The sequence below is a fragment of the Parvibaculum sp. genome (assembly GCF_035511255.1).
Classification (GTDB): Bacteria; Pseudomonadota; Alphaproteobacteria; order Parvibaculales; family Parvibaculaceae; genus Parvibaculum.
Window position 1 is genome coordinate 1 of record NZ_DATKFR010000197.1, and the last position, 8,079, is coordinate 8,079.

Sequence of the window (8,079 nt, forward strand, 5' to 3'; positions counted from 1 at the left end):
TCGACGTGCCTTTTTCCGGCGCGACGCAATATAGTGAAATATAAATTTATTTCCCGACAAAATATGGCCTATGCCACCTTCCAGGCCACTGGCGAGGCTGCCAGATAGAAGCCCCGGGGGCGGCGACCATCTGCCTCGCCCGACCGCCGCATTGCCGAAGAGCCCCATGTCCAACGCCACCGTCACCACCGTCATTCTCGCCGCGGGCCGAAGCACGCGAATGAAATCGAGCCTTCCCAAGGCGCTGCATCCGATCGCCGGGCGCCCCATGCTCGGTCATGTGCTGACGACGGTCGGAACTCTCGACAGCGCCCGCACCGTTCTGGTGCTCGCGCCGGGCATGGATGAGGTGGCCCGTTACGCAAGGAGTGTCGCGCCCGGTCTCGACGTCGCCACGCAGGAAAGGCCGCTCGGCACCGGCAATGCAGTCCGCGCCGCTGAGACCTTCGTATCGCCGCGCGATGGCGTCGTTCTCGTTATTTTCGGCGACACGCCGCTCGTTCGCGCTCAGACACTCTCGGACATGATCGGCGCCTGTCGGGCCGAAACGCCCATCGTGGTTCTCGGCTTCGAGGCAAGCGATCCGACGCCCTACGGACGCCTCGTCCTCAACGCGGATGGCTCGCTCGCCCGCATCGTCGAGCGCAAGGATGCGAGCGTCGAGGAATTGGCCATCACGCTCTGTAACGGCGGTGCCATGGCTGTGCGCGCAGAGCATCTCTTTCGCCTGCTTTCCCGCGTGACGAACGAGAATGCGAGCGGCGAATACTATCTGCCCGATGTCGTGAGACTCGCCCGCGCGGAAGGCCTCGGCTGCACGGTGATCCGCGCGCCAGAAGAAGACATTCAGGGCGTCAACAGCCGCGCCGAACTCGCCGCCGTGGAAGCAGTGCTGCAGCGCCGGTTGCGCAGGCGGGCAATGGACGCAGGCGTAACGCTCGCGGACCCGGAGACCATCTATCTCTCGGCCGACACAGTCTTCGGCCAGGACGTCACCATCGGCCAGAATGTTGTCATCGGGCCCGGCGTCGAAATCGCGAACGACGTCACGATCAAGCCTTTCTGCCACATCGAGGGCGGGAGGATCGAGGAGGGCGCCCAGATTGGCCCCTTCGCGCGCATACGTCCGGGTTCAGAGATCGGGCGCGACGTCCACATCGGCAATTTCGTCGAGACCAAGAAGGCGAAGATCGAGGCCGGTGCGAAGATCAATCACCTGTCCTATATCGGCGACGCGCGCATCGGCGCGAAGGCGAATATCGGTGCAGGCACGATCACGTGCAACTACGACGGCTTCAACAAGCACTTCACCGATATCGGCGCGGGTGCCTTCATCGGTTCGAATTCCTCGCTGGTCGCACCGGTGAAGATCGGCGACGGCGCCTATACGGGCTCCGGCAGCGTCATCACCAAGGATGTCGCGGCCGACGCGCTCGCCGTGGAGAGATCGAAGCAATTCGAGAAGCCCGGCTGGGCAGCGACCTTTCGCGCGAAATTCTTAGGCACAAAAAAGGCGGGCGAATAATGTGCGGCATAGTCGGCGTCATCGGCGGAAAGCCAGCGGCCCCCATTATCCTGGAGGCGCTCAAGCGGCTCGAGTATCGCGGCTACGACTCCGCCGGCGTCGCAACGCTGAGCCATGGCGAGATCACGCGCCGCCGTGCCGAAGGCAAGCTCTTCAATCTTGAAAAGGCGCTTGACGCTCATCCGCTGGATGGAACCATCGGCATCGGCCACACCCGCTGGGCGACGCATGGCGCGCCGACGGAGCGCAACGCCCATCCGCATGCGACCGAACGCGTCGCGATCGTCCATAACGGTATCATCGAGAACTTTCGCGACCTGCGCGAACGGCTGATGGCGGGCGGTGCGAAATTCCAGACTGAAACCGATTCCGAAGTGGTCGCCCATCTCATCACGCATTATCTCGACAAGGGTCTCGCGCCCCGTCTCGCCGCCGCCGCGGCGCTGAAGGAGCTGGAAGGAGCCTTCGCCCTCGGCATCGTCTTCCGCGGCGAAGAAGATCTTATCATCGGTGCCCGCCGGGGTAGTCCGCTGGCCGTCGGTCATGGCGACAAGGCTGACGCCGGCAAGGAAGGCGGAGCCATGTACCTTGGCTCTGATGCCTTTGCGCTTGCCCCCATGACCAACCGCGTATCCTTCCTTGAGGAAGGCGACTGGGTCGAGATCACCCGTGAAGGCGCCGTTTTCCACGATGCCGAGGATCGCATCGTAGAGCGCCCGATCCGCATCACCGACGTTTCGACCGCCTTGGTCGACAAGGGCAATCACCGCCATTTCATGGCCAAGGAAATCTTCGAGCAGCCGGAAGTGATCGGCCACACGCTCGCGGAATACGTGAACCCGGTCGACGAGACGCTACGCCTTCCGGATTTGCCGATCGACCTCGCGACGGTGCCCCGTATCACCATCATCGCCTGCGGTACGGCTTCCTATGCCGGTCTCGTTGCGAAATACTGGTTCGAGCGTTACGCCCGCATCTCGGTGGAGGTCGATATCGCCTCCGAGTTCCGATATCGCGAGGCGGCGCTTCCTCCGGGCGGCCTTGCCATCTTCATTTCCCAGTCGGGCGAAACGGCGGACACGCTGGCCGCGCTGCGCTACTGCAAGTCGCAGGGCCAGACGATCCTGTCGATCGTCAACGTCACCGAAAGCTCCATCGCGCGGGATTCCGACGTCGTCATGCCGACCTTTGCCGGCCCTGAAATCGGCGTCGCCTCGACCAAAGCCTTTACCTGCCAGCTGACGGCGCTCGTCGCCCTCGCCATCGGGACAGGTCTCGCGCGTGGCACCATCGACGCGGCCGACGAGCCGCGCCTGGTCCGTACGCTTCTCGAAACGCCACGCCGCGTCGCCGACATGCTGGCGCATGACGGCACGATACACGCACTCGCCGCCGAGATTGCGAAGGTCCGAGACGTGCTCTACCTCGGCCGGGGACACTTCTTCCCGATCGCGCTGGAAGGCGCGCTGAAGCTCAAGGAAATCTCCTACATCCATGCCGAGGGCTATGCCGCGGGCGAGTTGAAGCACGGGCCTATCGCGCTCGTCGACGAGGCGACACCGGTCATCGTCATCGCGCCGGTCGATGCACTCTTCGAAAAGACCATGTCCAATATGCAGGAAGTGATCGCGCGCGGCGGCAAGGTCGTCCTGATCTCTGATCGCGAGGGATTGGCAAGGGCCGGGGACCAAGCCTGGGCCACCATCGAAATGCCGAAGGCCGATCCATTGATTGCGCCGATCATCGCCGCCGTGCCGGTGCAGCTTCTCGCCTATCACGCAGCCGTTGCGAAGGGCACCGACGTTGATCAGCCGCGCAATCTGGCGAAGTCCGTCACGGTCGAGTAGACCGATTCGTTCGAAATCGGCTTGATGTGCCGGTAAAGCCAAACGCAATAACATCCTGATAGAACTAAGCTCTCCCGCCTCGACGCGATACCGACACCTTCGACCGTGTTAAACTGCCGTCTGGAAGGAGGCGGTCGATGCGGCAGGAACACACACGGCGGCTTGCAATCGGAACGGCGCTTCTCGCGCTACTGCTCTCGCCCGGGCCGGTTACGCTGGCGGCGCCGCCCGTGCCCGGTCAAACGCCCATAGCCGGCCAGCGGCCAGCGACAGCCACCGATGCCGAATCGGAACTTGCTTCCGCAGGACGAGCCATAGAGAGCGGCCAATACCAGCAGGCGGTAGACGGGCTCAATCAAGCCATCGACGGCGGTTCCCTCAGCAAGGACAATCTGGCACTCGCTTACCATCACCGCGGCATAGCCCGCCAGAAGCTCGGGCTCCAAAGCAGTGCCCTCGACGATTATACGAAGGCGATAGATCTCGGGACCTTGCCTCGCCCGATTGCCGCGCGCGCCCACTACAATCGGGCCATCTCGCTAGCCGCCGCAGGCGATACCTTCGCCGCCGAACGCGATTACAGCAAAGCCATCGAACTCGCGCCGGACTACGCCGCCGCCTATCACAACCGCGCCAACATCGAACGCGAGAGGAACGATTATCCGACCGCGATCCGCGACTACAGCGCCGCGATCGAACGTCTCGGCGACGACAAGCGCAAGCTGCCGCTTTTCGGTCGGGCATTGGCTTATGAAAAATCGGGAGATCTCGCATCCGCCGTGGCGGATCTCAATCGGGCGCTCGCCCTCGATCCGGCCTACGCCGCCGCGAGGACCAAACTGCAGGAACTCGGCCCGCAACTCGCCGCCATGCCACAAACGCCCGACCGTCAGCCCGGTGGCGTCATCAAGGTTGCATCGGCCGGCGGCTGGGACACGACAGCCATTCGCGCCGGACAGCCCGAGACGTCTCCACCGATACGGCAGGATATAACGCCGCCGGCACCGCAGAAGACGGCAATGCTCGCGGAGAGGCCGCACGCCCAGGCCCAGGCCGCATCGGCCGACGGGCGATACAGGATGCAGCTCGGCGCGTTTCGCAAGGCGGATAGTGCTTCCAAGGCATGGCGCGACATGGCGCACCGCGAGGCGGCCCTGTCCGGCCTCGACCACAGCATCGAGGTGGCGGACCTCGGCGCAAAGGGCACCTATTATCGCCTTCAGGCCGGCGGCTTCAGAACCGCGTCGGAAGCCAAGGCCAGCTGCGCAAAACTTGCCGCCGAAAACATCGCCTGCGTCGTCGTGGCGCGGTGAAGTCCCGCGAATGGCCGGCTCTGACGTAGCGGCAGGGCCGAACATCGGGCTGTTGTGGCCGTAGGCATTTCGTCGGTAAACTCTCCCCAACAATAACGCAGAACCGGGAGCGAAAACGATGGCCCAGCAGTCGATCGGGCTTACAGCCTTTGGCGGCTACATTCCGAGACTTCGCCTTCAGCGCAAGGCGGTGACGCAGGCGAATGCCTGGGTCGCGCCGAACTTCCTCGGCAAGGGGAAGGGCGAACGGTCCATGGCGAACTGGGACGAGGACGCGATCACCATGGCGGTCGAAGCCGCCCGCGACCTTCTGGGTCCGGACGATGACCGCTCCCATGTAGATGCGCTCTATTTCGGATCGACGACGATGCCGTTCAGGGATCGCCTCAACTCGGGTATCATCGCCGCCGCCCTGACGCTCGACGAGACGGTGCGCGCGGTCGACGTCGCGTCGACGCAACGCGCCGGCACGTCAGCATTGATGCAGGCGCTCACCGCCGTGAAGGCGGGCGAGGCGAAACACGCTCTCGTGCTCGCCTCCGATCATCGCAAGGCGCGCGCCGCGAGCGCGCAGGAACTCGACATCGGGGATGGCGCGGCCGCCGTGTCCGTCGGCACCGAAAATGTCATCGCGAGATATCTCGGCGGCGCGAGCCTCACCATCGACTTCGTCGATCACTTCAAGGGCGAGGGCGAGGATTTCGACTACAACTGGGAAGAGCGCTGGATCCGCGACGAGGGCTACTCGAAAATCGTTCCCCGCGCCGTGAAAGCCGCGCTCGACAAGGCCGGCGTCAAGGCGGAGGAGATCAAGCACTTCGTTCTGCCTTGCACCTTCGGCGACAAATTCGTGCAGCAACTCGCGAAAAAGGCGGGCATCGCGCCCGAGGCGGCGCGCGACACGCTGGCCGGCATTTGCGGCGAGACCGGCGCCGCCCATTCGCTGGTCATGCTCGTCCACACGCTGCAAAAGGACGCAAAGCCCGGCGACAAGATTCTGGTTCTGCATTTCGGCGGCGGGTGTGACGCTCTGGTTTTCGAGGCGACCGACAAGCTCGGGAGCCAGGCCGGCAAGCGCGGCATCGTCGGCTCGCTCGCCAATCGCAAGGAAGAGACGAACTATCTGAAGTTCCTCACATTCAACGGTTTGATCGAGTGGGAACAGGGCATGCGCGCCGAGCAGGACAAGAAAACCGCCCTGACGACGCTCTACCGCAATGAAGACATGCTCATGGGCCTCGTCGGCGGCCGTTGCAAGGAAACGGGCGTCGTGCAGTTCCCGCGCTCGCGCATCTCGGTCAATCCGAACAACCACACGGTCGATACGCAGGAGCCCTACAAGTTCGCGGAGCGCAAGGCGAAGATTCTCTCATGGTCGGCCGACTTTCTCTCCGCCAGCATGAACCCGCCGAACCATTACGGCATGGTCGTGTTCGACGAGGGCGGTCGCATCATGATGGACTTCACCGATGTCGAGCAGGGCACGGTGGACAGCGGCATGGAAGTGCGCCTCGTCTTCCGCATCAAGGATTTCGACGAGAAGCGTGGCTTCCGCAGATATTTCTGGAAAGCGGTTCCGATCGCCTCCGCGCAGGTAAAAACGGCCGGCCAGGCTGCCGAATAAAATCAGGGAAGGAAGACATCATGGCTGCAGGTATCAAGGACAAAGTCGCCATCCTCGGCATGGGTTGTTCGAAGTTCGGCGAGCGCTGGGACGCCGGCCCCGAGGAGCTGATGGTCGAGGCCTATCTCGAGGCGATGCAGGACGCGGGCATCGAGCCGACGCAAATCGACGCGGCCTGGTTCTCGACCCATATCGACGAGACGGGAACAGGGAAGGGCGGTACGCCGCTGTCGCTGGCGCTGCGGCTGCCGAACATCGCCGTGACGCGTGTGGAAAACTTCTGCGCCGGCGGCTCGGAAGCCTTGCGCGGCGCGGTCTATGCGGTCGCCTCCGGCGCAGCCGACATCGCGCTCGCCCTCGGCGTCGAGAAGCTGAAGGATACCGGTTACGGCGGGCTGCCGGTCGGCCAGGCTGGCACACTGATCCCGCAATGGGCGCCGTCGGGCTCCGCGCCCGGCAACTTCGCCCAGCTCGCCTCGGCTTACCGCGCCAAGCACGGGGTTTCCAAGGAAGACCTGAAGCGCGCCATCGCGCATGTCTCGGTGAAGAGCCATGCGAACGGCGCGAAGAACCCCAAGGCGCATCTGCGCAACGCAGTGACCGAGGAGCAGGTCATGAACGCGCCGATGATCGCCGAGCCGCTCGGCCTCTTCGACTGCTGCGGCGTTTCGGACGGGGCGGCGGCCGCCATCGTGACGACGCCAGAGATCGCGAAGGCGCTTGGCAAGAAGGACATCGTCACGGTGAAGGCGATGCAGCTTGCCGTCTCGAACGGCCTCGAGTCGCAGCACAATAGCTGGGACGGCAGCTACTTCCACACAGCCCGGATCGCCGCGAAGAAGGCCTATGCCGAAGCCGGTATCCAGCGTCCGCGCGACGAAGTCAGCATGATGGAGGTGCATGACTGCTTCTCGATCACCGAACTCGTCACCATGGAAGACCTCTTCATCTCGCCTGAAGGCCATGCCGTGAAGGACGTGATGGACGGATTCTATGATTCGGATGGCAAGGTTCCCTGCCAGATCGACGGCGGCCTGAAGTGCTTCGGCCACCCGATCGGAGCTTCGGGCCTTCGCATGGCCTATGAAATGTATCTCCAGCTTCAGGGCCGCGCCGGGGAGCGTCAGCTCGCCGCACCGAAGATCGGCCTGACGCATAATCTCGGCGGTGCGCCGTCTCAGAACGTATGCTCGGTCACGATCATCGGCGCTCATGGCGCGTGATTCCGATTTGATGTGCTAGAAGAGGGGGGCCGGGAGCAATCCCGGCCCCTTTCATTTGCGGCCTGCACGGACGAACAGAGAAGTCTTCATGCTCTTCAATGCGCCGATCTTCCTCTTCGGTTTCCTGCCTGCGACCGCCGCACTCTGCTTCCTGATCCGGGCTTGGCTCGGTCGTGAAGCGGCGCTCGGCTTCCTGGTCCTCGCTTCGCTTTTCTTTTACGGCTGGTGGAATCCGATCTACCTGCCGCTCCTGATCGTCCTCGCGGTCTTCAATTTCGTGCTGGCGCGCTTCATTCTGGCCGAGCGCGTGAAGCCAGGCGGTGGATGGGCGAAAGCACTTGTTACCTTCGGCGTCACCGTCGATCTCTCCGCGCTTGCCTACTTCAAGTACACCGACTTTCTGATCCGCTCGGTCAACGACGTTGCCGCCACCGACATCCCGCTCCAGCACATCGTTTTGCCGCTGGCGATCTCCTTCTTCACCTTCCAGAAGATCGCCTACCTGGTCGATGCGGGCAGGGGCCATGTGGAAAAGCACAGCTTTCTC

At 63.5% G+C, this 8,079-nt stretch carries 5 protein-coding genes and 1 pseudogene; all 6 read left to right on the forward strand.

What is annotated here, in order from left to right; all coding sequences use genetic code 11:
- Positions 1 to 166 precede the first annotated feature (166 nt).
- On the forward strand, positions 167 to 1,525 hold the full coding sequence (glmU, locus tag VMR03_RS07445; RefSeq protein WP_325403788.1) for a bifunctional UDP-N-acetylglucosamine diphosphorylase/glucosamine-1-phosphate N-acetyltransferase GlmU: 1,359 nt from the start codon (positions 167 to 169) through the stop codon (positions 1,523 to 1,525).
- Positions 1,525 to 3,372 carry a glutamine--fructose-6-phosphate transaminase (isomerizing) gene (gene glmS, locus VMR03_RS07450; protein ID WP_325403790.1) on the forward strand — a complete coding sequence of 616 codons (1,848 nt, stop codon included), beginning with the start codon at positions 1,525 to 1,527 and terminating at the stop codon, positions 3,370 to 3,372. The genes glmU and glmS overlap by 1 nt, the downstream gene beginning before the upstream one ends.
- Positions 3,373 to 3,509: 137 nt before the next feature.
- Entirely contained in the window at positions 3,510 to 4,685 is a 1,176-nt protein-coding gene (locus tag VMR03_RS07455; protein WP_325403792.1) for an SPOR domain-containing protein, read from the forward strand.
- Between the two features lie 118 nt (positions 4,686 to 4,803).
- Positions 4,804 to 6,309 (forward strand): hydroxymethylglutaryl-CoA synthase family protein, encoded by a 1,506-nt coding sequence (locus tag VMR03_RS07460; protein WP_325403794.1) that lies wholly within the window; start codon positions 4,804 to 4,806, stop codon positions 6,307 to 6,309.
- Between the two features lie 20 nt (positions 6,310 to 6,329).
- Complete coding sequence (locus tag VMR03_RS07465; protein WP_325403796.1) at positions 6,330 to 7,532, forward strand: acetyl-CoA acetyltransferase; 1,203 nt, start codon at positions 6,330 to 6,332, stop codon at positions 7,530 to 7,532.
- A gap of 88 nt (positions 7,533 to 7,620) precedes the next feature.
- A pseudogene (locus VMR03_RS07470) lies at positions 7,621 to 8,079 on the forward strand (MBOAT family protein); the annotation flags it as partial.

Bases quoted from the DNA above. Each gene is read 5' to 3' on its own strand.
- VMR03_RS07465 (WP_325403796.1), top strand. From the start codon at position 6,330: ATGGCTGCAGGTATCAAGGACAAAGTCGCCATCCTCGGCATGGGTTGT.
- glmU (WP_325403788.1), top strand. From the start codon at position 167: ATGTCCAACGCCACCGTCACCACCGTCATTCTCGCCGCGGGCCGAAGC.
- VMR03_RS07460 (WP_325403794.1), top strand. From the start codon at position 4,804: ATGGCCCAGCAGTCGATCGGGCTTACAGCCTTTGGCGGCTACATTCCG.
- VMR03_RS07455 (WP_325403792.1), top strand. From the start codon at position 3,510: ATGCGGCAGGAACACACACGGCGGCTTGCAATCGGAACGGCGCTTCTC.
- glmS (WP_325403790.1), top strand. From the start codon at position 1,525: ATGTGCGGCATAGTCGGCGTCATCGGCGGAAAGCCAGCGGCCCCCATT.